18 protein-coding genes and 3 tRNA genes are annotated in these 23,533 nt (G+C 71.8%); 3 read left to right on the forward strand and 18 right to left on the reverse strand.

The window, feature by feature from the left end; genetic code table 11:
• Positions 1-103: 103 nt before the first annotated feature.
• Both secE and AB0R04_RS08955 read right to left on the reverse strand, forming a co-directional pair.
• Entirely contained in the window at positions 104-463 is a 360-nt protein-coding gene (secE, locus tag AB0R04_RS08950) for a preprotein translocase subunit SecE (RefSeq protein ID WP_363369366.1), read from the reverse strand.
• 147 nt (positions 464-610) lie between these two features.
• Positions 611-683: transfer RNA gene (locus tag AB0R04_RS08955), tRNA-Trp, on the reverse strand.
• 284 nt (positions 684-967) lie between these two features.
• Between AB0R04_RS08955 and AB0R04_RS08960 the strand changes: the two genes are divergently transcribed.
• On the forward strand, positions 968-2,215 hold the full coding sequence (locus AB0R04_RS08960) for a pyridoxal phosphate-dependent aminotransferase (protein WP_063348929.1): 1,248 nt from the start codon (positions 968-970) through the stop codon (positions 2,213-2,215).
• Between the two features lie 138 nt (positions 2,216-2,353).
• A complete protein-coding gene (locus tag AB0R04_RS08965) occupies positions 2,354-3,388 on the forward strand; it encodes an adenosine deaminase (protein WP_363369370.1) in 1,035 nt (344 codons plus the stop codon).
• A 21-nt stretch (positions 3,389-3,409) separates the two neighbouring features.
• Here AB0R04_RS08965 and AB0R04_RS08970 read toward each other — a convergent pair whose 3' ends face one another.
• The 8 genes from AB0R04_RS08970 to AB0R04_RS09005 form a co-directional block, all read right to left on the reverse strand.
• Positions 3,410-4,453 carry a UDP-N-acetylmuramate dehydrogenase gene (locus AB0R04_RS08970; protein WP_363369371.1) on the reverse strand — a complete coding sequence of 348 codons (1,044 nt, stop codon included), beginning with the start codon at positions 4,451-4,453 and terminating at the stop codon, positions 3,410-3,412.
• Positions 4,454-4,520: 67 nt separating this feature from the next.
• Positions 4,521-6,035 (reverse strand): MFS transporter, encoded by a 1,515-nt coding sequence (locus tag AB0R04_RS08975; protein WP_063348928.1) that lies wholly within the window; start codon positions 6,033-6,035, stop codon positions 4,521-4,523.
• A gap of 87 nt (positions 6,036-6,122) precedes the next feature.
• Positions 6,123-6,704, reverse strand: a complete 582-nt coding sequence (locus AB0R04_RS08980) for a TetR/AcrR family transcriptional regulator (RefSeq protein WP_363369373.1) — start codon at positions 6,702-6,704, stop codon at positions 6,123-6,125.
• Positions 6,705-6,813: 109 nt separating this feature from the next.
• A complete protein-coding gene (locus AB0R04_RS08985; protein ID WP_063351327.1) occupies positions 6,814-7,236 on the reverse strand; it encodes a MaoC family dehydratase in 423 nt (140 codons plus the stop codon).
• Between the two features lie 5 nt (positions 7,237-7,241).
• Entirely contained in the window at positions 7,242-7,700 is a 459-nt protein-coding gene (locus tag AB0R04_RS08990; protein WP_363369376.1) for a MaoC family dehydratase N-terminal domain-containing protein, read from the reverse strand.
• A 154-nt stretch (positions 7,701-7,854) separates the two neighbouring features.
• Positions 7,855-8,019 (reverse strand): 50S ribosomal protein L33, encoded by a 165-nt coding sequence (rpmG, locus tag AB0R04_RS08995; RefSeq protein WP_006604855.1) that lies wholly within the window; start codon positions 8,017-8,019, stop codon positions 7,855-7,857.
• Positions 8,020-8,102: 83 nt separating this feature from the next.
• Positions 8,103-8,175 (reverse strand) — tRNA-Met (locus AB0R04_RS09000).
• A 43-nt stretch (positions 8,176-8,218) separates the two neighbouring features.
• Positions 8,219-8,291 (reverse strand) — tRNA-Thr (locus tag AB0R04_RS09005).
• A 286-nt stretch (positions 8,292-8,577) separates the two neighbouring features.
• Between AB0R04_RS09005 and AB0R04_RS09010 the strand changes: the two genes are divergently transcribed.
• Entirely contained in the window at positions 8,578-9,849 is a 1,272-nt protein-coding gene (locus AB0R04_RS09010; RefSeq protein ID WP_363369378.1) for a hydrolase, read from the forward strand.
• A gap of 245 nt (positions 9,850-10,094) precedes the next feature.
• Here the strand turns inward: AB0R04_RS09010 and AB0R04_RS09015 are convergent, their stop codons facing one another.
• The 8 genes from AB0R04_RS09015 to AB0R04_RS09050 all read right to left on the reverse strand — a co-directional run bounded on the left by AB0R04_RS09015 (position 10,095) and on the right by AB0R04_RS09050 (position 22,634).
• Complete coding sequence (locus AB0R04_RS09015) at positions 10,095-10,769, reverse strand: response regulator (RefSeq protein WP_063348925.1); 675 nt, start codon at positions 10,767-10,769, stop codon at positions 10,095-10,097.
• 60 nt (positions 10,770-10,829) lie between these two features.
• Positions 10,830-13,382: a sensor histidine kinase KdpD gene (locus AB0R04_RS09020; RefSeq protein ID WP_363369380.1), complete on the reverse strand. Its 2,553-nt coding sequence runs from the start codon at positions 13,380-13,382 to the stop codon at positions 10,830-10,832.
• A gap of 194 nt (positions 13,383-13,576) precedes the next feature.
• The gene (kdpC, locus tag AB0R04_RS09025; protein ID WP_363369382.1) at positions 13,577-14,212 is read right to left on the reverse strand and encodes a potassium-transporting ATPase subunit KdpC; all 636 of its coding nucleotides are present in this window, start codon (positions 14,210-14,212) and stop codon (positions 13,577-13,579) included.
• A gap of 14 nt (positions 14,213-14,226) precedes the next feature.
• Positions 14,227-16,341 carry a potassium-transporting ATPase subunit KdpB gene (gene kdpB, locus AB0R04_RS09030; RefSeq protein WP_363369384.1) on the reverse strand — a complete coding sequence of 705 codons (2,115 nt, stop codon included), beginning with the start codon at positions 16,339-16,341 and terminating at the stop codon, positions 14,227-14,229.
• Complete coding sequence (kdpA, locus tag AB0R04_RS09035; protein ID WP_363369386.1) at positions 16,341-18,002, reverse strand: potassium-transporting ATPase subunit KdpA; 1,662 nt, start codon at positions 18,000-18,002, stop codon at positions 16,341-16,343. The genes kdpB and kdpA overlap by 1 nt, the downstream gene beginning before the upstream one ends.
• Position 18,003: 1 nt before the next feature.
• Positions 18,004-18,093: a K(+)-transporting ATPase subunit F gene (gene kdpF / locus AB0R04_RS09040; RefSeq protein WP_037971201.1), complete on the reverse strand. Its 90-nt coding sequence runs from the start codon at positions 18,091-18,093 to the stop codon at positions 18,004-18,006.
• Positions 18,094-18,494: 401 nt separating this feature from the next.
• The gene (locus tag AB0R04_RS09045; RefSeq protein ID WP_363369411.1) at positions 18,495-20,492 is read right to left on the reverse strand and encodes an APC family permease; all 1,998 of its coding nucleotides are present in this window, start codon (positions 20,490-20,492) and stop codon (positions 18,495-18,497) included.
• 309 nt (positions 20,493-20,801) lie between these two features.
• A complete protein-coding gene (locus tag AB0R04_RS09050; protein WP_363369388.1) occupies positions 20,802-22,634 on the reverse strand; it encodes an APC family permease in 1,833 nt (610 codons plus the stop codon).
• Between the last annotated feature and the right edge of the window lie 899 nt (positions 22,635-23,533).

A 23,533-nucleotide genomic window follows, 5' to 3' on the forward strand; every position in this document is an offset into this window, starting at 1 on the left:
CCGAGTCCACGGTAGCGGCCGCGTACGTCCGGCGCAGACAGCACGACCCGGGCCGAAGATTCGGCCCGGGTCGGGAGACTGCTACGGAGGTGGGACGGCCAGGTCAGCCGAAGACCAGGAGGCTCAGCTTGGAGAGGCCGTAGTCGAGGCCGGCCACGAAGCCCATCACGACCACCACGAACACGACGACGACGGTCGTGTACTGGGTGAGCTCGCTGCGGGTGGGCCAGACGACCTTGCGCAGCTCGGCGATGATCTGGCGGTAGAACAGGCCGATTCGGGCGAACGGGCCCATCTTGCCGCGCTTGCCGGACTTCTTCTCACCGGCGCGGGCGGCGCGCTTGCGCTCGCGGCGCGAGAGCGACTTGTCCTCGCCCTCGGCGGGCGTGGTGTCGGCAGCGCCGTCGGCCCCCTCGGGGTTGCCGCTCTCAGGCGTTGCGGTGGAGCCCGTGGTCTCCGTCACTCGTCCTCACCTGAATCCGGGTCCGGCCGAGCGGCTCGCGCCCGATGGGGCACGAACGGCCGGCTACAAGCGGTGCTGATTCGGAGCCCTCTCCGCATCAAGCCCGCTCGCTCTGCGGAGCGAACGGGCTGAAAACGGATCAAGCAGCAGGGCAAGAGGGACTTGAACCCCCAACCGCCGGTTTTGGAGACCGGTGCTCTACCAATTGAGCTATTGCCCTACGGGGTCTCGCGACTCCGTAGCGACCAACCTACCGCATCTCCCCCCGCTGTCTGCACAGCTGGTGAAGCTCCGGTTCTTTTTCGGCGGGCCGTCGAGCAGTGAGCATACGTGGTCGAGGGGTGTTTGGTCGAACCTCTTCTTCCGGGGGCACCGGTTGTCCGGCATATGTCCGGCATGCCCGCATGATCACCGGCGGATCGGCGGGCGCCGCCATGTGGACGGTCCCGTACGGATGGTGAAACCACGATGCCCGGTCCGTCCCGGTTCTGCGACGATGCAGGCATGAGCGCTTCCACCCCGCAGCCCGACCGTTCCATCCGCCCCGCCGACCGCCGGGTCTCCGCCCGGATCGGTGCGATCGCCGAGTCCGCGACCCTCGCCGTGGACGCCAAGGCCAAGGCCCTCAAGGCGGCCGGCCGGCCGGTGATCGGCTTCGGAGCCGGCGAGCCCGACTTCCCCACCCCGGACTACATCGTCGAGGCGGCCGTCGAGGCCTGCCGCGACCCGAAGAACCACCGCTACACCCCGGCGGGTGGCCTGCCCGAGCTGAAGTCCGCGATCGCCGCCAAGACGCTGCGCGACTCCGGCTACGAGGTGGACGCCTCCCAGGTGCTGGTCACCAACGGCGGCAAGCAGGCGATCTACGAGGCGTTCGCCGCGATCCTGGACCCGGGCGACGAGGTCATCGTCCCGGCCCCGTACTGGACCACCTACCCGGAGTCGGTCCAGCTCGCCGGCGGCGTCCCGGTGGAGGTCGTGACCGACGAGACCACCGGTTACAAGGTCTCGGTCGAGCAGCTGGAGGCCGCCCGCACCGAGAACACCAAGGTGGTGCTCTTCGTCTCGCCGTCCAACCCGACCGGCGCGGTGTACACCGAGGCCGAGGCCGAGGCGATCGGCCGCTGGGCGCTGGAGCACGGCCTCTGGGTGCTCACCGACGAGATCTACGAGCACCTGGTGTACGGCGACGCCTCCTTCACCTCGCTGCCGGCCCTGCTGCCCGAGCTGGCCGACAAGTGCATCGTGGTCAACGGCGTCGCCAAGACCTACGCGATGACCGGCTGGCGGGTGGGCTGGGTGATCGGCCCCAAGGACGTCATCAAGGCCGCGACCAACCTGCAGTCGCACGCCACCTCGAACGTCTCCAACGTCGCCCAGCGCGCCGCGATCGCCGCCGTCAGCGGCGACCTGGCCGCGGTGCACGAGATGCGCACCGCCTTCGACCGCCGCCGCAAGACCATCGTGCGGATGCTCAACGAGATCGAGGGCGTGTACTGCCCCGAGCCGGAGGGCGCGTTCTACGTGTACCCGTCCGTCAAGGGCCTGCTGGGCAAGGAGATCCGCGGCCACCGCCCGCAGAGCTCCGGCGAGCTGGCCTCGCTGATCCTGGACGAGGCCGAGGTCGCGGCCGTCCCGGGCGAGGCCTTCGGCACCCCCGGCTACCTGCGGTTCTCCTACGCGCTCGGCGACGCCGACCTGGCCGAGGGCATCGGCCGGCTGCAGAAGCTGCTCGGCGAGGCCCGCGACTGACACCCGCCGGCGCCCGCTGAAGTTCGCTGACACCCGCTGACACCCGCGCTTCACGTCGGGTACCGCCCTCTTTCACCCCTTCGGGGGACGGAAGGAGGGCGGTTCCCGTTTGGGGGTCCGATGCGGCAGTATCGGCGAATGGAACGCCTGTTGAATCCGCGAGACGTCAGGGACCTCCCGAAGGCCCACCTGCACCTGCACTTCACCGGCTCGATGCGGCCCGCCACCCTGCTGGAGCTGGCCGACAAGCACGGCGTCCGACTGCCGGAGGCGCTCAGCTCCGGCGAGCCGCCGCAACTGCGGGCCACCGACGAACGCGGCTGGTTCCGCTTCCAGCGCCTGTACGACACCGCCCGCTCGGTGCTGCGGGACGAGGAGGACATCCGCCGGCTGGTCCTGGAGACCGCCCAGGACGAGCGGCGGGACGGCTCCCGCTGGCTGGAGATCCAGGTCGACCCGACCTCGTACGCGCCCCGGCTGGGCGGGCTGATCCCCGCGCTGGAGCTGATCCTGGACGCCGTGGAGAACGCCGCCACGGCCACCGGGGTGGGCATCCGGGTGCTGGTCGCGGCGAACCGGATGAAGTCCCCGATGGACGCCCGGACGCTGGCCCGGCTCGCCGTCCGGTACGCCGACCAGGGCGTGGTCGGCTTCGGCCTCTCCAACGACGAGCGGCGCGGCCTCGCCCGGGACTTCGACCGGGCCTTCGAGATCGCCCGCAAGGGCGGGCTGCTGGCCGCCCCGCACGGCGGCGAGCTGGCCGGGCCCGAATCCGTCCGGGACTGCCTGGACGACCTGGGCGCCGGCCGGATCGGCCACGGCGTCCGCGCCGCCGAGGACCCCCGGCTGATGGAACGGCTGGCGGACCGCCAGATCACCTGCGAGGTCTGCCCCTCCTCGAACGTCTCGCTCGGCGTCTACGAGCGCCCCGAGGACGTCCCGCTGCGGCGGCTGTTCGACGCCGGCGTGCCGCTGGCCCTGGGCGCGGACGACCCGCTGCTGTTCGGCAGCCGGCTGGCCGCCCAGTACGACCTGGCCCGCGACGTCCTCGGCTTCGGCGACACCGAACTCGCCGAGCTGGCACGGCAGTCCGTCCGCGGCTCGCGCGCACCGGAGGCCGTCCGCAAGGAGCTGCTGGCGGACATCGACACCTGGCTGGTCAGCGCCACCTGAGGCGTGCCTTGTGGACCAGGCCTAGAGCTTGACGCCGATCATCACCGGCTCGTTCACCAGCTCGACCCCGAAGGCCTCGCGGACGCCGTCCCGGATCTCCCGGGCCAGCGCCAGCAGGTCCTCGGCGGTGGCCGCGCCGCGGTTGGTGAGCGCCAGGGTGTGCTTGGTGGAGAGCGTCGCCGGGCCGCTGCCGTAGCCCTTGCCGAAACCGGCCCGGTCGATCAGCCAGGCGGCCGAGGTCTTGGTGCAGCCCTCCGGCGCCGGGTAGGCGGGGGCGTTCTCGGTGCCCGGGCGGGTCCGGAAGGACTCGTACTGGGCGGCGGTGAGCACCGGGTTGGTGAAGAAGGAGCCGGCCGACCAGGTGTCGTGGTCCGCCGGGTCCAGCACCATGCCCTTGCCGGAGCGCAGCCCCAGCACCGCGTCGTGCGCCCGCTCCAGCGGCACCCGCTCGCCCTGCTCGACGCCGAAGTGCCTGGCCACCTCGGCGTACTTGACCGGGGTGGAGAGCCCCTCGTGATCGGCCAGGGCGAACCGCACCCGCAGCACCACGTAGCGGTCCGGCTCGGCCTTGAAGCGGCTGTGCCGGTAGGAGAACGCGCACTCGGCGTTGGGGAGCGTGACCACCTCGCCGGCCGTGCGGTCGTAGGCGACCACCTCGGTGATCGACTGGGCGACCTCCTGGCCGTACGCGCCGACGTTCTGCACCGGGGTGGCACCGGCCGAGCCGGGGATGCCGGCCAGGAACTCGACGCCCGCCAGGCCGTGCTCGCGCACCGCGCGGGTGACCGCCTCCGACCAGACCTCGCCGGCCGCCAGCTCCAGCACGGTGCCGTCCAGGGCGAAGCCGGTGGTCGCGATCCGCAGCACGGTGCCGGGGAAGCCGGCGTCGCCGATCACCAGGTTGGAACCGCCGCCGAGGACCAGCAGCGGCTCGCCGGCCTCGTCGGCCGCGCGGACGGCGGCGATCACCTCGTCGTCGGTGTGGGCGGTCACCAGGCGGCGGGCCGGGCCGCCGAGCCGGAGCGTGGTCAGCGGGGCGAGGGGGGCGTCGTTTTCTACCAGCACGCCCACCAGCGTACGGGTGCGGGGGCGGCCGCCCGGCCGCCCCCGCACCCGCACCCGGATCGGCCGGTCAGGCCTTCGAGGCCTCGGCGTGGACGGGCGCCGCGTCCTCGGCCCGCTCGGCACCGGTCTGCTCGGCACCGGCCTGCTCCGGCTCCACGGCCGCCGGCTCGTCGGCGACGGCCGCGGGCTTCACCCGGCGCGGGAGGAAGAACGCGCAGACCGCCGCGACCGCCACCACCCCGGCGCCGACGTACAGCGCGGGCACCAGCCCGTCGATGAAGGACTGCTCCGACGTGTACCCGCCCTGCGCCGAGAACACCGCCGAGAGGACGGCCACGCCGAGCGCGCCGCCGACCTCGCGCAGCGCGTTGTTGGCGCCGGAGGCGATGCCCTGCTCCTCCGGCCGGACGCTGTCCATCACCAGGGCGGCGGTCGGGGCGAAGTAGAGCGACATGCCGATGCCGCAGATCACCACGGCGGGGATCTCGGCGGCGTAGTCGTAGCCGGTGCTGCCGCTGGTGACCGCCGCGTACATCGCCAGGCCGGCGCCCTGCAGCAGCAGCCCGGTGACCACGATCGGGCGGCCGCCGAAGCGGTCGGCCAGGATGCCCGCGATCGGGGCGACGATCAGCGGCATGCCGGTCCACGGGAGCATCCGGATGCCGGCCTCCTGCGGGCTGTAGCCGCCCACGCTCTGCAGGTGCTGGCTGATCAGGAAGATCGAGCCGAACATGCCGAGGAACATCAGCAGGCCGGAGGCGTTGACGGCGGAGAAGGCCCGGCTGCGGAACAGCCGCATCGGGAGCATCGGGTGCCGGGCCCAGCGCTGCTCGTAGAGCACGAAGGCGGTGAGCAGCGCGACGCCGCCGATCAGGGAGCCGAGCACCAGCGGGCTGGTCCAGCCGTTCGGGTTGCCGCGGATCAGGCCGAGGACGACGCCGAACAGGCCCAGGCTGACCAGGATCGTGCCGACCACGTCCAGCGCCGGGTTGGCGCCCCGGCTCTCGCGGAGCTTGAGGGCGGCGAGCGGGATCAGGACGAGGCCGACCGGGACGTTCACCCAGAAGATCCACTGCCAGGAGAAGTGCTCGGTGAGCGTCCCGCCGACCAGCGGTCCGGTGGCGACGGCCAGGCCGTTGACGCCCGCCCAGATGCCGAAGGCCAGACCCCGCCTGGCCGCCGGCACCGCGGCGGTGAGCAGGGTGAGGGTGAGCGGCATGGAGACCGCGGCGCCGGCGCCCTGGACGGCGCGGGCGGCGATCAGCGCGCCGATGCCCGGCGAGAGGGCGGCCGCGGCGGAGCCGACGGTGAAGAGCGTGAGCCCGACCAGGAAGATCCGGCGGCGGCCGAACCGGTCGCCGAGCGCGGCGCCGAACATCAGCAGGACGGCGAAGGACAGGGTGTAGGCGCTGACCGTCCACTCCAGGTCGGACAGCCCGCCGCCGAGGTCCTCGCGGATGGACGGCAGCGCGGTGGTGACGACCAGGTTGTCCAGGCTGGCCATGAAGCCCGCGACGCTGGTGATCACCAGCGTCCAGACACCGAGCCGTCCCAGGCCCTGTTCTTCCGTTCTCTCCGTCATGGTTTCCCCCCAGGGGTCTTAGATAGTTATTGATCACTAACTTTCGAGGCCCGAAAAAAGGCCGCACGGACTCCACCGTGCGGCCCGCTACTCCCCGCCCTCGCCGTGCTCTCCGTGCTCTCCGAAGCCCAGGCCGCTCCAGATCCGGTGGTCCCGGGGGTACCCCAGCGCCACCAGCGTGTTGATCAGCATCCCGTACGCGAAGAACTCCGCGGTGCCCTGCACGTCACCGCCGATCCGGCCCCTGACCCGCTCGAACAGCTCCTCCCAGAGCCTCCGGGCGGTCTCCCCGATCTCGTCCTCGCCGGTCGTCCGGGCCGCGAACACCGAGACGTAGAGCTGCATCTGCATCATGAGCTGCTCGCCGTCCGCGACCAGGCCCAGGTACGCCTCGGACATCGCTTGGGCGGCCGCCGGCCCGGTCAGCCCGACCGAGGCCTCGTCGAAGACCTTCCAGGTCTCCTCGATGCAGCGCTCGGCGGCGGCCGTGAAGATCGCCTGCTTGCCGGGGAACAGCCGGAACAGGTACGGCTGCGAGACACCCACCCGGCGGGCGATCGCCTCGGTGGACGTCCCCCGGTAGCCACTCCTGGCGAATTCGATCACTGCGGCGCGAACGACGCTCTCGCGCCGCTCCTCCGCACTCATCCGCATGCTCGCCCTCGCCATGGGAGCAAAGTTAGTGGCCAATCACTATCTTCGCAAGGCCGACGGGCGCGGCGGGAATCCCGTCGGACGGGCCCCGCCGCGGCCGGACACACCTGGGGCCGAGGGGCCTTCAGGCGAGCCGGACGACCGCCCTGGACATCCCGAGCACCTTCTGCCCGCCGGTGGTGGCCAGCAGGTCGACCTGCACCTTGCGGTCGTCCAGCAGCTTGGCGACCTTGGCCGACACCTCGACCACCGCGCCGACGCCGTCGTTCGGCACCGGGACGGGGCGGGTGAAGCGGACGCCGTACTCGACCACCGCGGCCGGGTCGCCGACCCAGTCGGTGACCACCCGAATGGCCGCAGCCATGGTGAACATTCCGTGCGCGATGACGTCCGGCAGGCCGACCTCCACGGCGAACTTCTCGTTCCAGTGGATCGGGTTGAAGTCGCCGGAGGCGCCCGCGTACCGCACCAGGGTGTCGCGGGTCACCGGGAAGGACTGCGCCGGCAGCTGGGTGCCGACCTCGACCTCGTCGTAGCTGATCGCCATCGTGTTCACTTCCCCGTCTCGTCGGCGGCCCGGGCCACCAGCGTCATGACCGACGTCACCACGTGCTCGCCGATCGCGTCCGACACCTCGCCACGCACGGTGAGCACGTCGTTGCCCGCCAGCGACTTGATGTTGTCGATGGTGACCGCGACCGTCAGCCGGTCGCCGGCCAGCACCGGGCGGGAGTAGGAGAACTTCTGGTCCCCGTGCACCACTCGGCTGTAGTCCAGGCCCAGCTCCGGGTCCTCGACCACCTGGGAGGCCGCCTGGTAGGTGATCACGAACGGGAAGGTCGTCGGGGCGATCACATCGGGGTGGCCCAGCGCCTTCGCCACCGCCGGATCGGTGAACGCCGGATTGGTGTCCCCGATCGCGATCGCGAACTCGCGGATCTTCTCCCGGCCGACCTCGTACGGCTCGGTGGGCGGGTAGGTCCGCCCGATGAAGGAGGGGTCGAGTGCCATGGGGCAACTCCTCGGAAGCACGGTGGATCCGGCGGCCGTTGCCGCCGGCGGGGCGCGCATGGGTGCATACGCGAAAAACTCCGGGCCGCACCCCCTGAGGGATGCGGCCCGGAGCTCAAGACCTGTCACACAGGCCCGATGCCCTGCGAGAGGGTCAGCGGGTCTCGCGGTGCGCGGTGTGCGAGTTGCAGCGGGGGCAGTGCTTCTTCATCTCAAGACGGTCCGGGTCGTTACGCCGGTTCTTCTTGGTGATGTAGTTCCGCTCCTTGCACTCCACGCAGGCCAGCGTGATCTTCGGGCGGACGTCGGTGGCAGCCACGGGAGTGCCTTCCTGGGACAACGAATAAGAACACAACAAGAGTAGCCGACCGGGAGTGCGATCTCCCGACCGACTACGCGGGGTAGCGGTGACCGGACTTGAACCGGTGACACAGCGATTATGAGCCGCTTGCTCTACCAACTGAGCTACACCGCCACAGTGATCCGCAGCACAACCGAAGCCGACTGCTTTTCACCAGAGCCCCCATGCGGAATCGAACCGCAGACCTTCTCCTTACCATGGAGACGCTCTACCGACTGAGCTATAGGGGCGAACGAGGAAGAGATTACACGTTCCGCGCCCAGAGGTGAAATCCGTATCCCGACGCGAAGACCGCAGGTCGGCGAGGTGAACGGACGGACGATCCAAGGCCCCGCGTTCGATCGGCCCACCAGCCGCACGGCCCGACCCGATACGACTATTGCCCGCCTCCGAGCGCCCCGCCCCCACGCGCCATAGGCTCGACCCTCATCGACGGGGACGGCCCGGGGCGTCAGGACGACCCGGGATCAGGACGGTCCGGCCGACCGGACGGGCCAGCGCGGGAAGGAGCCTGCGATGGACAGCGCAGCCGCCGACGGACCGCACTCCGGCTCCGGCCCGACAGCCAACCCGCTCGGGCACGGACCGGTCCTCCTGCTCACCGGCGCCCGACTGGCCGACGGGCGGGTGGTGGACGTCCGGATCAGCGGGGACCGGATCCAGGCCGTCGGCACCGTCGGCAGCCTCGGCCCGCTCCCTGCCCTGCCCGGCGCACCCACCGTCACCACCGGCGCCCGGATCGACCTCAAGGGCTACCTGCTGCTGCCGGCCCCCGCCGAGGCGCACGCCCACTACGACACCGCCTTCTCGGCCGCCCTGTCCGCCCCGCCACCGGAGAGCCCCGGCGACCTCACCCGGCGGGTCACCGAGGCCGCGCTCGCCTCGCTCGGCTACGGCGCCACCGCCCAGCGCACCCACGTCCGGATCGGCGACGTGCACGGGCTGCGCCGGCTGGAGGCGGTGCTCACCGCCCGGCAGGCGCTGCGCGGCCTGGCCGAACTCCAGGCGGTGGCGATGCCCCGGCTGCTCACCGGCCTGGCCGGCGCCGACGGCCGGGCGCAACTGCGCGACGCGCTCAAGCTGGGCGCCACCGCGGCCGGCGGCTGCCCGGAGCTGGACCCGGATCCGGCCGGGTACGTCCAGGTGCTGCTGGAGGCCGCCCGGGAGGCGGACTGCCCGGTGGACCTGCACACCACGGCCGGCGATCCGGCCCAACTCGCACGACTGGTCGGCGCGTTGGCCCCGCTGCGGCCGCGGGTGACGCTCGGGCCGTGCGGGGCGCTGGCCCGGGGTGCGTCCACGGTGCTGGCGACCGGCGGGGTGCGGGTGGTCTGCCTGCCGCAGAACGGCGGCTGCACCGGGCTGGAGGGCCGGGCGCCGGGGCTTCGGCCGGGCCTGCTACGGGAGTTGACGGAGGCCCGGGTGCCGCTGGCGGCCGGCAGCGGCGCGCTGCGGGACCAGTCCAACCCGGTCGGCCGGGCGGATCCGCTGGAGTCGGCGTACCTGCTGGCGGCGGGCGGGGAGCTGGACCTGGAGGCGGCGTACGACGCGGTGGCGAACCAGGCCCGGGCGGCGCTCGGGCTGCCGCCGGTCCGGGTGGACGCCGGGTTCCCGGCGGAGCTGCTGGCGGTGCGCGGGGACAGCCTGGCCGGGGCGCTCGCGGGCGGCCACAGCCGGCTGGTGGTGCACAGCGGCCGGGTGGTCAGCCGGACGAGCGCGGTGCGGGAGTTCGCGGACACCGTGGCGCTGGCGCTGCCCCGGCAGTCCGGGAGCACCGGCGGGGGCTGAGCGGCCCCCCCCGAGAAAATTCAAGGGGCGCGCGACGGATGTCGCGCGCCCCTCCCCCACCTGCTGGCCGCCTTTCAACGGCGGCTGGAGCGGTCCCGGGCCTCCCCCACATTGGAGCCGGGCCCGCTCGGTCAGCACTGACGCTACGCCCACGGAACACCGCTCCGGGCCTGCCTTGACGCTCCCCTGTCGGTCTCCGGCCCGCTCTTGACGGGTCGTTGACGCGGCGGCGCCCGGGGCGGTGCTCAGGGCTCGTACCGGTACCCGATCCCCGGTTCGGTGATCAGGTGCCGCGGGCGGCCCGGGTCGCGCTCCAACTTGCGGCGCAGCCCGGCCAGATAGACCCGCAGGTAGTTGCCGCGCGCCTCCTGGGCCGGCCCCCACACCTCCCGCAGGATCTGCCGCCCGGGCACCAGCCGGCCCGGGTTGGCCACCAGCAGGGCGAGGATCCGCCACTCGGTCGGGGTGAGCCGCACCGGGCCCCGCGGGCCGGTCACCGTGGTGGCCGTCAGGTCGACGGTGTGGTCGCCTATCACCGGCCGCCCCAGCGGGGCACCGCCCACCGGCCGGCGCAGCACGGCGCGCAGCCGGGCCAGCAGCTCCTCCATCAGGAACGGCTTGGTGAGATAGTCGTCCGCGCCCGCGTCGAGGGCGCCCACCTTGTCCGCGGCACCGGACCGGCCGGAGAGCACGATGATCGGCATCGCGCTGCGGGTGCGCAGGCCGCGCAGCACGTCCATGCCGTCCAGGTCCGGCAGGCCGAGGTCGAGCAGCACGGCGTCCGGGGCGGAGTGCGCGGCGCGGTCCAACGCCTCGCCGCCGCTGGCGGCCGTCCGCACGGCGTACTGCCGGGCGCTGAGGTTGATCCGCAGCGTGCGCAGCAGGGCCGGTTCGTCGTCGACGATCAGGATCTCGCTCATGCGGCCACCTCGCTCCGCTCGGCGGTCGCTTCGCGGGACACGCAGCTTTCGGCGGTTCGTTCAGTTCGTCCACTCATGTACGGGCTCCTCCCGAGTGGCGGCGGGCAGGGTGAGCAGCATGGTGGTGCCGCCCCCGGGGGTGTCCTCGACCTCCAGGCTGCCGCCCATGGCCTCGGCCAGGCCGCGGGAGAGCGCGAGGCCGAGACCGACACCGGTGGTGTTGTCGGTGTCGCCGAGGCGCTGGAAGGGCAGGAAGACCCGGTCGCGCTCCTCGGGGGCGATGCCGGGGCCGCGGTCGATCACCCGGATCTCGACCTGGTCGGCGTGGTGGCTGGCGGTGACCAGGACGGGCGCGCCGGGCGCGTTGTAGCGCAGCGCGTTGGTGATCACGTTGGCGAGCACCCGCTCCAGCAGCGGCGGATCGGCGAGCACCGGCGGCGCGGTGTCCAGGTCGAGCGGCTGGATCGGGGCGTACGGGTCGGGGAGGCTGTCGAGCGCCCGGGGCAGGATCTCGTCGAGGTGGGTCTCGGCGAGGTGCAGGGTGAGCGCGCCGGCTTGGAGGCGGCTCATGTCGAGCAGGTTGTCGACCAGGCGGGTGAGCTTGACCAGCGACTCGTCGGCGGTGGCGAGCAGTTCGGCCTGGTCCTCGGGCGAGAACTCGACGTCGGGGCTGCGCAGCGAGCCGACCGAGGCGAGCGCGGCGGCGAGCGGGGTGCGCAGGTCGTGGCTGACGGCGGCGAGCAGGGCGGTGCGCATCCGGTCGGCGGCCTTGATCGGCTCGACCTCGGCGGCGACCATGGCGAGCCGGTCGCGTTCCAACGCGACGGCGACGTGCGCGGCGAAGGCGGTGAGGACGCGCTGGTCGGCGGCCGGCAGCCGGCGGCCGGTGAGGACCAGGACGGCGTCCGCGCCGACCGGCACCTCGGTGGTCTCGCTCTGCCCGTCGGCGTCGTCCTGGTGCTCGGCCTCGGAGTGGGCGAGCACCTCGTCGTCGACCCGGGAGAGCAGGGCGACGGCCTGCATGCCGAAGGCCGTCCGGGACTTCTCCATCAGGGCGGACAGGGCGTCGGCGCCGCGCAGCACGCTGCCGGCCAGGGTGGAGAGGGTCTCGGCCTCGGCGGTGGCACGGGCGGCGCGGCTGGTGAGCCGGCTGGCGTGGTCGACGATGGTGGCGACGGCGAGCGCGACGGAGGCGAAGACGACCAGGGCGACGATGTTGTTGGTCTCGCCGATGGTCAGGGCGTGTATCGGCGGGATGAAGTAGTAGTTGAGCAGCAGCGAGGCGCTGACCGAGGCCAGCAGGGCGGAGGTGGCGCCGCCGAGCAGGGCGACGATGACCACGCCGAGCTGGAAGATCAGCGCGTCGGTGGTGAGGTTGATGCTCTCGTGCGCCTGGGACAGGATCGCGGTCAGCAGCCAGGGCACCACGAGGCCGGCGGCGTAGCCGGCGATGGTGCGGCGCTTGGAGTGGCGGCGGCCGAGCGAGGGCAGCCGGCCGCGGCCGGTGAACTCGTGGGTGACCATGTGGACGTCGATGTCCTCGGAGTCGTCCACGGTGGTCTCGCCGATGCCGGGGCCGGTGAGGAAGCGGTTGATCCGGCCGCGGCGGCTGGTGCCGAGCACCAGCTGGGTGGCGTCGTGGGCGCGGGCGAAGGTGAGCAGCGCGGTGGGGATGTCGTCGCCGACCACCACGTGGTAGCTGCCGCCGAGGGTCTCGACCAGCTGGCGCTGCTGGGCGAGCGCACCGGAGGAGGCGCCGGCCAGGCCGTCGCTGCGGGTGACGTGGACGGCCAGCAGGTCGCCGCCGGCGGTGCGGTCGGCGATCCGGGCGGCGCGGCGGATCAGGGTCTCGCCCTCGGGGCCGCCGGTGAGGGCGACCACGACGCGTTCGCGGGTCTCCCAGACGCGGTCGATGTTGTGGCTGGCCCGGTAGTCGCGCAGGCCCTCGTCGACCCGCCCGGCCACCCAGAGCAGGGCGAGTTCGCGCAGGGCGGTGAGGTTGCCGACCCGGAAGTAGTTGGAGAGCGCGGCGTCCACCTTCTCCGCCCTGTAGACGTTGCCGTGGGCCATCCGGCGGCGCAGCGCCTGCGGGGCCATGTCGACGAGTTCGATCTGGTCGGCCCGGCGGACCACCTCGTCCGGGACGGTCTCGCGCTGCGGGATGCCGGTGATCTTCTGGACGACGTCGTTCAACGATTCCAGGTGCTGGATGTTGACGGTGGTGATGACGTCGATCCCGGCGGCCAGCAGTTCCTCGACGTCCTGCCAGCGCTTGGCGTGGCGGCCGCCGGGGATGTTGGTGTGCGCCAGTTCGTCGACCAGCACGACGGACGGGCGGCGGGTGAGCACCGCGTCGAGGTCCATCTCGTCGAACTCGGCGTCACGGTAGGAGCGTTGGACACGCGGCAGGACCTCCAGGCCGTCCAGCATGCCCTCGGTGTGGCGGCGGCCGTGGCACTCGATGTACCCGACCGCGACGTCGGCCCCGCGCTCCTGTCTGCGCCGGGCCTCGTCCAGCATCCGGTAGGTCTTGCCGACCCCCGGGGCGGAACCGAGGTACACCCTCAGCCGGCCCCTGCGGATGCCGGTGCCGGGGGTGAGGTCGCGGGCCATGGGCACTGCTCTTTCGTTCCTGCGAGGGCTGCCGCCAGGGCGTCCTCGGGCCGGGGTCGGGACGTACGGCGGCCGACCCGGGCGCGGGGGTGGTGCCCCGGCCCGGGTCGGCCTGTTTCACGGATCCAGCCGTTGACCTGTCACTTCTGTTCCGTCGGCCATCTCTGTTCCGCCGGTCATCTCTGTTCGGACGGTCACTTCTGTTCCGCGAGGGCCCGGTTCAGCAGGAGGACGTTGACGCCCTCCTGTCCGAGGAAGCCGAGCGAGCGGCCTTCGGTGTACTTCTCGACCAGCTTGCGCACCTCCTCCGCCGACAGGTTCCGGGTCTTGGCGACCCGGTTCACCTGCTCCTCGGCGTAGGCGACCGAGATGTACGGGTCGAGGCCGGAGCCGGAGGCGGTCAGCGCGTCGGCCGGGACGCTCTCCGGGGCGACGCCGTCGAACTCGGCGGCGGCGGCGCGGCGGTCGTTGACGGCCTTCAGCAGGTCGTCACTGTTCGGGCCGAGGTTGGAGGCGCCGGACGAGGACGAGTCGTAGCCGGTCCCGGCCGCGGAGGGGCGGGGCTGGAACCACTTCGGGTCCGGCTGCGCCTCCTCCTTCGGGTCGTCGGGGTTCTTCTTCGGGAGGTTGAAGTTCTGGCCGATCAGGCTGGAACCGACCTCCTTGCCGTCGGACTTCACGAGCGAGCCGTTGGCCTTCTCGGTGAAGGCGACCTGGCTGATCCCGGTGACCAGCAGCGGGTAGGCGATCCCGAGGATCGCGGTGAGCACCAGCAGCGCCCGCAGTGCGGTGAAGTGGGTGCGGACGGTCGTCGGCAGGGGCTTGGACATCGGATTCTCCTCTCTCAGCTCAGGCCGGGGATGAACTGGACGATCAGGTCGATCAGCTTGATGCCGACGAACGGCACCACCAGACCGCCGAAGCCGTAGACCCCGATGTTGCGGCGCAGCAGGGAGCTGGCGTCGGACGGGCGGTAGCGCACGCCGCGCAGGGCGAGCGGGATCAGGCCGATGATGACCAGGGCGTTGAAGATGATCGCCGAGGTGATCGCGGACTGCGGGCTGTGCAGGCCCATGATGTTGAGGTGGCTCAGGCCCGGGTAGACCCCGGCGAACATCGCGGGGATGATCGCGAAGTACTTGGCCACGTCGTTGGCGATCGAGAAGGTGGTCAGCGCACCACGGGTGATCAGCAGCTGCTTGCCGATCTCGACGATCTCGATCAGCTTGGTCGGGTTGGAGTCCAGGTCGACCATGTTGCCGGCCTCCTTGGCCGCCATGGTCCCGGTGTTCATGGCCACGCCGACGTCGGCCTGGGCGAGCGCGGGGGCGTCGTTGGTGCCGTCGCCGGTCATCGCGACCAGCTTGCCGCCCTCCTGCTCCTTCTTGATCAGCGCCATCTTGTCCTCGGGGGTGGCCTCGGCGAGGAAGTCGTCCACGCCCGCCTCCTCCGCGATCGCCTTGGCGGTCAGCGGGTTGTCGCCCGTGATCATGATGGTCTTGATGCCCATCCGGCGGAGCTCGTCGAAGCGCTCCCGCATGCCCTCCTTGACCACGTCCTTGAGGTGGATCACCCCGAGGACGCGGGCCGGCTTGGCGCCGACCTTGGTCGCCACCACCAGCGGGGTGCCGCCGGCCGCGGAGATCCCGTCGACCAGGGCGGCGACCTCGCTGCCGACCGAACCGCCGTTCTCGGTCACCCAGTTGGTGACCGCGCCGGCCGCGCCCTTGCGGACCTGGTGGACCGCCTCGGCCTCGTCCAGGTCGACGCCGGACATCCGGGTCTGGGCGGTGAACGGGACCCAGGTGGCGTGCGTCAGCTCGCCCTGGGCGCGGGCCCGCAGACCGTACTCGGTCTTGGCGAGGACCACGATCGAGCGGCCCTCCGGGGTCTCGTCCGCGAGGGAGGACAGCTGAGCGGCGCTGGCCAGTTCCTCGGTGGACACGCCCGGGGCGGGCAGGAACTCGGCGGCCTGGCGGTTGCCCAGGGTGATGGTGCCGGTCTTGTCCAGCAGCAGGGTGTTGACGTCGCCGGCCGCCTCGACGGCCCGGCCGGACATCGCCAGCACGTTGCGCTGCACCAGCCGGTCCATGCCGGCGATCCCGATCGCGGAGAGCAGCGCGCCGATGGTGGTCGGGATGAGCGCCACGATCAGGGCGACCAGGACGACCATCGGCTGCGGGGCGCCCGCGTAGGTGGCCATCGGCTGCAGGGTCACCACGGCGACCAGGAAGACGATGGTCAGCGAGGCGAGCAGGATGTTCAGCGCGATCTCGTTCGGCGTCTTCTGCCGGGCGGCGCCCTCGACCAGGGCGATCATCCGGTCGATGAACGACTTGCCGGGCTCCGAGGCGATCTTCACCACGATCCGGTCGGACAGCACCTTGGTGCCGCCGGTCACCGCCGAGCGGTCACCGCCGGACTCGCGGATGACCGGCGCGGACTCGCCGGTGATCGCCGACTCGTCGACGCTCGCGACGCCCTCGACGACGTCGCCGTCGCCGGGGATGATCTGCCCGGCCTCGACCACCACGTGGTCGCCGAGCCGCAGCGCGGTGCCCGGCACCTCCTCCTCGGCCTGCGTGGCGGGCCAGTTGGTGAGCCGGCGGGCGACGCTCTCGGTCTTGGTCTTGCGCAGGGTGTCGGCCTGGGCCTTGCCGCGGCCCTCGGCGACGGCCTCGGCCAGGTTGGCGAAGATCGTGGTGAGCCAGAGCCAGACGGTGATGGCCCAGGCGAACACGGACGGGCTGGCGATCGCGGAGACGGTGGTGACCACCGAGCCGACCTCGACCACGAACATCACCGGGTTCTTGACCATCACCCGGGGGTCGAGCTTCTTCACCGCGTCCGGCAGGGCCGCGACGATCAGCTTCGGGTCGAGCAGGCCGCTGGCCACTCTGTGCGGCGCGGAGGGCTCAGCCTTGTCGGCCGGTGCGGGGTTGAGCGTAGGGGTGGACATCAGGAGAGACCTTCCGCGATCGGCCCGAGAGCCAGGGCCGGGAAGTAGGTGAGGCCGACGACGATCAGGATGACGCCCGACAGCAGGCCCACGAACAGCGGCTTGTGGGTGGGCAGGGTGCCCGGGGTGGCCGGGACCGGCTGCTGCTGGGCGAGCGAACCGGACAGCGCCAGGACGAAGACGATCGGCAGGAGGCGGCCGAAGATCATCGCCAGGCCGAGCGCCGTGTCGTACCAGTCGGTGTTGACGGTGATGCCGCCGAAGGCCGAGCCGTTGTTGTTGGCGGCCGAGGTGAAGGCGTACAGCACCTCGGAGAAGCCGTGGGAGCCCGAGTTGAGCATCCCGGCCCGCTCCCCCGGCAGGGCCATCGCCAGGCCCGTGCCGACCAGCACGAGGGTCGGCGTGGTGAGGATGTACAGCGAGGCGAACTTCATCTCCCGGCCGCCGAGCTTCTTGCCCAGGTACTCGGGGGTGCGGCCGACCATCAGACCGGCGACGAACACCGCGACGATCGCCAGCACGAGCATGCCGTACAGGCCGGAGCCCACACCGCCGGGCGCGATCTCGCCCAGCATCATGTTGAAGACCGTCAACCCGCCGCCGAACGGCGTGAACGAGTCGTGGAAGGAGTTCACCGCGCCGGTCGAGGTCAGCGTGGTCGAGGCGGCGAACAGGCCGGAGGCGGCGATGCCGAAGCGCTGCTCCTTGCCCTCCATCGCGGCGCCCGCGGCCTGCAGGGCGGTGCCCTGGTGCTGCGACTCGGCGAAGGTGAGCAGGGCGGTCGAGGCGACCCAGAACAGGCCCATCACGGCGAGGATCGCGTAGCCCTGGCGGTTGTCCCCCACCATCCGGCCGAAGGCCCGCGGCAGCGCGAACGGGATCAGCAGGATCAGGAAGATCTCGACCAGGTTGGAGAAGCCGGTCGGGTTCTCGAACGGGTGCGCGGAGTTGGCGTTGAAGAAGCCGCCGCCGTTGGTGCCGAGCAGCTTGATGACCTCCTGGGAGGCCACCGGGCCGCCCGGGATCTTCTGCACGTCGCCGCTGAGCGTGGCCACCTCGTGGAAGCCGTGGAAGTTCTGGATCACGCCGGAGGCGGCCAGGACCAGGGCGAAGACGATCGAGATCGGCAGCAGCAGGCGCAGGTTGATCCGGGTGAGGTCCACCCAGAAGTTGCCGACCCGGTCGGTCCGGTTGCGGGTGAAGCCCCGGATCAGCGCGCCGACGACGGCGATGCCGACGGCCGCGGAGACGAAGTTCTGCACCGCCAGGCCCGCCATCTGCGCCAGGTGGCCCATCGCGGACTCACCGGCGTAGGACTGCCAGTTGGTGTTCGCGACGAACGAGATCGCGGTGTTCCAGGCCTGGTGACCCTCCATCTGCGGAACACCCAGGTTCAGCAGCAGGTAGCCCTGGAGGCGGATCAGGCCGTAGAGGAAGAGGACGGAGACGGCCGAGAAGGCCAGCACCGAGCGGAGGTACACCGGCCAGCGCTGATCGGCGTCGCCGTCGACGCCGATCACCTTGTAGATGCCACGCTCGACTCTGAGGTGCTTGGTGGTGGTGAGGAGCTTGGCGATGTAGTCGCCAAGGGGGCGGTAGCACAGGGCCAGTGCCCCGACCAGGGCAAGGGCCTGCAACCAGCCCGCGAGAGTGGATCCCATGTCAGAACTTCTCCGGGAAGATCAGCGCCACGACGAGATAGCCGACGAGCGCGACGGCCACGATCAGACCTGCGATGTTCTCCGCGCTCACAGCTTCTCCACCCCCCGCGCGATCAGGGCGATGACGGCGAACACGGCGACCGTGACACCGACGTAGATGAGATCGGACATGGGCTCCACCAGAGCGGTTCGGGAGACTGCCGCGGGCGGGCCGGGGGCTTCGCGCGGCGCCGGCGGACGACCGGCAGATGCAGCAAAGCAGCCGTCAGAGGCGCGTTATGGCTCCCTGACGCCCTCCATACGGGTGACTGCGGGACGTTGACGCGACCTTGACGCCCGCTTCACCGGGCCGTGACCGTCGTCATCAGGCCGTGATCGACCCGGCGCCGGAACGCCGGAAGCCCCGGGATTCCGGGGCTTCCGTACGGGTGGGGGTGCGGGCGGGTGCCCGGGAGGGCCGGGGGCCCCGGGGGGGGCCGGATGCTGCTCCGGTCAGACCTTCTCCGGCGCCGGGAGCCGCTCGTACCCGCTCCCCGGGGCCGGCTCGCCCCGGCGCACCGCGCCGGGCGCCCGGCGCGACGGGCCGCCCGCGCGCCCGGAGGAGGTCAGCTGCCACGGCACGCTGATCACCATCACGCCCGCCGTGAACAGCAGCCGGCTCTTCAGCCACAGCGCCGACTGGTTGTGCAGCAGGTGCTCCCACCAGCGGCCGACCACGTACTCCGGGATGAACACGGCGACCGCCTCCCGGGGGCTGTCCCGGCGGTGCTCCCGCACGTACGCCAGCACCGGCTTGGTGATCTCCCGGTACGGCGAGTCCAGCACCTTCAGCGGCACCCGGACGCCGGCCTCCGTCCACTGCCGCTCCAACTCCCCGGTGGCCTCCGGCTCCACCGCCACGGTCAGCGCCTCCAGCGAGTCCGGCCGGAACGCCTCCGCGTAGCCGAGCGCCCGCAGCGTCGGCTTGTGCAGCTTGGACACCAGCACGATCCCGTGCACCCGGGCGGGCCGCGCCGACTCGGCCTCCGGGTCGTCCACCGCCAGCTCGGCGGCGACGCCGTCGTAGTGCCGGCGGATGCCGCGCATCATCAGCCACAGCACCAGCGCGGCGACCACGGCCAGCCAGGCGCCCTGGGTGAACTTGGTGAGCAGCACGATCACCAGCACCAGCGCGGTGACGACCGCGCCGAAGGCGTTGATCACCCGGGAGCGCAGCGCCGAGCGGCGCACCGCCGGATCGGTCTCGGTGGCCAGCGCCCGGTTCCAGTGCCGGACCATGCCGATCTGGGACAGCGTGAAGGAGGTGAAGACGCCCAGGATGTACAGGTGGATCAGGCTGGTGACGTTCGCGTCGTACAGCCAGAGCAGCCCGCCGGCCACCACCGCGAGCGCGATGATGCCGTTGGAGAAGGCCAGCCGGTCCCCGCGGGTGTGCATCTGCCGGGGCAGGTAGCGGTGCTCGGCCAGGATCGAGGCCAGCAGCGGGAAGCCGTTGAAGGCGGTGTTGGCGGCCAGGATCAGCACCAGCGCGGTGACCGCCTGGATCGCGTAGAACAGCACGCTGTGGTCGCCGCCGAAGATCGCCGCCGCGAGCTGGGCGATCACGGTCTGCTGGGGCGTGCTCGCGCAGTCGCCGGGGAAGCCGGTCAGCCGGCAGGCGCCGCCCTCGGTGATGTGCACCTTGGCGATCAGCGCGAGGGCGGTGATGCCGGCGAACATCACCACGGCCGTGGTGCCCATCACGGCCATGGTGCGCGCGGCGTTCCTCGCCTTCGGCGCCCGGAACGCCGGGACGCCGTTGGAGATCGCCTCCACCCCGGTCAGCGCCGTACAGCCGGAGGCGAACGCCCGCAGGCCCAGCATCAGCAGGCCGAGGCCGGCCACCGTGTCCTTGCCCTCCTCCGGGAGGATCCCGTACGAGGCGCTGGACGCCACCGGCGCGTCGCCGAGCGCGACCCGGACCAGCCCGGTGACCACCATCAGCAGGATGCCGCCGATGAACAGGTACGTCGGCGCGGCGAAGGCCTTGCCGGACTCCCGGACACCGCGCAGGTTCACCGCCATCAGCAGCAGCACGAAGCCCAGCGCCAGCCAGACCCGGTGACCGGCCAGCGACGGCACCGCCGAGATGATGTTGTCCACCCCGGAGGCCACCGACACCGCGACCGTCATCACGTAGTCGACCAGCAGCGAGGCGGCCACCACCAGACCGGAGTTGGCGCCGAGGTTGCGGGACACCACCTCGTACGAGCCGCCGCCGCTCGGGTAGGCGTGCACCACCTGGCGGTAGGACATCACCACGACCGCCATCAGCGCGACCACACCGGCCGCGACCCACGGGGTCAGGTAGAGGAAGGCGGCGCCACCGACGGTGAGCACCAGCAGGATCTCCTGGGTCGCGTAGGCGACCGAGGAGAGCGGGTCGGAGGCGAAGATCGGCAGCGCCAGCCGCTTGGGCAGCAGCGTCTCGCCGAGCTCCTCGCTGCGCATGGCCCGGCCGATGACGAGGCGCTTGAGCGCCTGGGGCACGTTGAACACAAATGTGAGGTTAGGTCGGGAAAACGCAACGGAATTCGTTGTGGAGATCGCCCGACACCCACCAGATCAAAGGCCTTCCCGCAGGTCAGAGCCGCTGCGGGCGGGTGGGCGCCGGGCGTATCGAGGGCGTCAAGAGTGCCCCGTTAAGACCGCGTCAAGATGCCAGGTTGTTATCGGGCGTCCAGGGTGTGGACGCCCACCGGGGCGCCTCTCCCGGAAGCCCCGCCAGGCCGCCCAACACCTCAGCGGTGGCGGCCCGGGTCACATCCGCATCCGCAGCCGGCAGACCACCGCGTCCGTGTGCCGGCGCAGCGCGCGGTCGATCACGGCGCCGCGCCGGTTCTGCAGCGCCCGCTGCCACCAGCGGGCCGGCTCCACCTCCGGGATCAGCACCGTCAGCCGGTCGTAGGCGTGCTCCTCGCCGAGCCGGTTCACGAACGCGGCGATCGGCTGGCCCAGCCGGCGGCGGTCCTCCGGAATCTCCACCAGCGGCACGCCCGGCTGCCACAGCTCCCAGTCCCGCCGCAGCGCCTCCGCCTCGGACTGCTCGTGCACCACCGTCACCGCCAGGACCTCGTCGCCGAGCGACAGCGCCGCCGACAGGCCGTCCCGGGTGAGCCGGGTGATGGCCGTCACCGGCACGACGACCAGGCTGCGCTGGCGGGTCACCGCGCCCGGCACCCGGCCCAGTTCCAGCCGCTCGCCGATCAGCCCGTAGCTGCGGTGCACCGCCTCGAACAGCACCACCAGCAGCGGCAGCGCCACCACGATGCCCCAGGCGCCCTCGGTGAACTTGGTGCCGGTCACCACCAGCGTCGCGACCCCGGTGAGCAGCGCGCCGAACCCGTTCAGCGCGGCCTTCCACACCCAGCCGGCCGGCCGGTGCACGGACCAGTGCCGGACCATGCCGACCTGACAGATCGTGAACCCGACGAACACGCCGATCGAGAACAGCGGTACCAGGCTGTTCACGTCCCCACCCGAGCCGACCAGCAGCGCCGCCGACACCAGGGCGAGGAACAGCACCCCGTGCCGGTGCACCTGGCGGTCGGCCCGCAGCGCGAACACGTGCGGCAGGTGGTTGTCCCGGGCGAGCAGGTGCAGCAGCACCGGCAGCCCGCCGAAAGAGGTGTTCGCGGCCAGCCCGAGCAGCACCACGGTGGCGAACTGGACCACGTAGAACGCGGCGCCGTGGCCGAGCGAGGCGTCGGCGAGCTGGGCCAGCACCGTGACGCCCTCCACCGGCTGGAGGTGGAAACGGCCGATCAGCACGGCCAGCCCGATCAGCATCACGCCGAGCAGGGCGCCGAGCGCCACCTCGGTGTGCTGCGCCCGCCTCACCCGCGGGGTCCGGAACGACGGGACGGCGTTCGCCACCGCCTCCACCCCGGTCAGCGCCGAGCACCCGGCCGCGAACGCCTTGAGCAGCAGCAGCGCACCGACGGTCGTGGCGTTCTCGGCCAGCGTCGAGGCGTGGCCCGCGGCGGCCTCGGTGCTCGCCGGGCCGTCCCGGAACAGGCCGACCACGATGATCGCCAGGATCGACACCACGAAGACGGCCGTCGGCGCCATGAACCAGCGCGCCGACTCGGCGATCCCGCGCAGGTTCACCGCCGTCACCAGGGCCAGCACCCCCAGGCACAGCCAGACCCGGTCGTCGTACAGGCTCGGCACCGCCGAAGTCAGCGCCGCCACGCCCGCGGTCACCGAGACCGCCACGTTCAGGATGTAGTCGATCACCAGCGAGGCGGCCGCCGTCAGCGCCGTCCGCCGGCCCAGGTGCTCCTTCGCCACCGCGTACGCACCGCCGCCGTCCGGGAACGCCGCGATCACCTGCCGGTACGACGCCACCAGCACACCCAGCAGCACCGCGATCGCCACCGTCACCGGCAGCGTGAAGCCCAGCCCGTACGCCCCGGCCGCGGCCAGCACCAGCACGATCGACTCCGGCCCGTACGCGACCGAGGCCATGGCATCCAACGACAGCGCCGCCAGACCGCCCAGCGCACTCAGCCGGTGCCGCTCGTCGCCCGCACCGGCGTCCGGCGGCTCGGGTTCGGCCGTGACGGCCGGGGTGGTGATGGCGCTGGACATCGGACGGAACCTCCGCGATCGGTAGTTCCTCCGATCCTGCGGGCCGCACCCCCGCCCTTCCCCCGACCCCTACGCGTTCCTGACGCCACCCCAGGAACCATTGACGGGCCCTTGACGCACCGCGGGAGAGCTCATGGCGGGGGGCGGTGGCGGGGATGGGTGGGCCGCTGTCCCGGCGGGCGCCGGTTGGGAAGACGACCAGCTCTTGCGAAGAACCCCCGGCGCGCCCTACGCACACCCGGGACACCACCACAATCACGCTGAACGGCCCCACCCACCCCCGCACCCACTCTGCTGCCTACTGCCCGTAATTGCAAGCAATGCGCAATAAGTGCGCCCGCCGTCGGCCCAGCAGCGCCGCGGCCCTCACGCGACGCGAAAACGACAACAGCCCCCGATCCGCGTCTCCGCAGATCGGGGGCTGTTCTCCATCCCGTGGCTGGTGCAGGGTTCGAACCTGCGTAGCTTGCGCGGCAGATCTACAGACCGCTGAGTAGGCACACTCTGACCTGCGGACTCTTGCTCCCAGACCGGATCCGATCCGCCACTGGTCCGGATCATGGTTTCGACGACCCCGATCAACGGGTGTGTGCGGGCGGGATACAGGGCGGACTGTTACGAGTTTCACTGCTTCATCAAGGGTGCTTCCTCCGCCCAAGGCGGCGTCGCGTGCCCGTCGCCCCCGGCCTGCACTCCTGTCTCGGCCCTGCTCCAGCCCGGTCCGCCGGCCGCGCGCCACGGTAGCTAAGGGCTTGATGGGTGGACCCGAGCTGATCCGTTGGCTGACTGCCAAGGCGGATGCCTTGTCGGCGACGGCTGAACCGTGACCCACTCTGGCCGGTCGAGTTCTGACCCTCGCGTCGTTGGTTGTCTTGGTTAGTTGTTGTCGGTGGTTGAGG

Source organism: Kitasatospora sp. NPDC056731 (genome assembly GCF_040687675.1).
Taxonomy (GTDB): Bacteria; Actinomycetota; Actinomycetes; order Streptomycetales; family Streptomycetaceae; genus Kitasatospora.